The following is an 858-nucleotide window of genomic DNA, read 5'->3' on the forward strand; positions in this document are numbered from 1 at the left end:
CAGAACCAGACGTAATTGTAAAGCACGAACCCGTCTATTGTAAATGTTGTGGTCGGCTCTTGATTGATATACCATGCCAGAAGATCCGTAAGACACAAATTGTTGATATCAAGGTGGTCGTAGAGACCTGCGAGGAACAGTATTACGAGAAGGTCTGTGAATGCGGTTGCGTAAACAACTGCGAAGCTCCCAACTGTCGTATCAAGTATGGTGACAACCTCCGTGCACTGGTGACATACCTTAATGTAGTGCAGTGTATTCCGTTCAAAAGGATTGCAGAACTTATATCCGACCTGTCCGGCCAGAATATAAGTGAGGGAACAGTGCAGAACATACTCAAAGAGAATAGCGGCAAGGCAGACTGTGCATATGAGGAAATACGCAAGAGGCTGGAAACAGCGTCTGTCGTAGGAGCCGATGAAACTGGTGCTACGGTAGGAAAGCATCTGCATTGGAACTGGATATTCCAGAACGACCTGCTTACATACGTGTTCCAGTCAGAATCGCGAGGTCAGAAGGCCATAGATTCCAAGTTTCCAAAGGGACTTCCCTATTCGACACTTGTGACTGACAGACATCAGAGCTACTTCAGGATGAATGTTAAGGACCATCAGGTCTGCCTGGCTCATCTTCTTAGGAATGCAGAGTATCTGAACGAACTGGATCCAAACCAGAACTGGTCACGGAGATTCATCCATCTGATAGAACACTCTATAAATCTCAGAAGAGAGGACAACATTACCTCTAGAAAGATAAAGGTACTGAAGACAAAGATGAAGAACCTCTTGGGTGAAAGCCTCACGCATTTAGATAACGAGTTTGAGAAATTCAAGAGGGGTATCCTTAAAGTCAAAGACT

1 protein-coding gene is annotated in these 858 nt (G+C 45.0%); it reads left to right on the plus strand.

Going from position 1 to position 858, the window contains the following annotated elements; all coding sequences use genetic code 11:
• A partial coding sequence (locus ACTQ53_RS17515; RefSeq protein WP_441934594.1) for an IS66 family transposase occupies positions 1-858 on the plus strand: 858 nt, incomplete at both ends.

Origin of the sequence: Prevotella sp. Sow4_E9_plate (assembly GCF_052116205.1) — a bacterium.
GTDB lineage: Bacteria > Bacteroidota > Bacteroidia > Bacteroidales > Bacteroidaceae > Prevotella.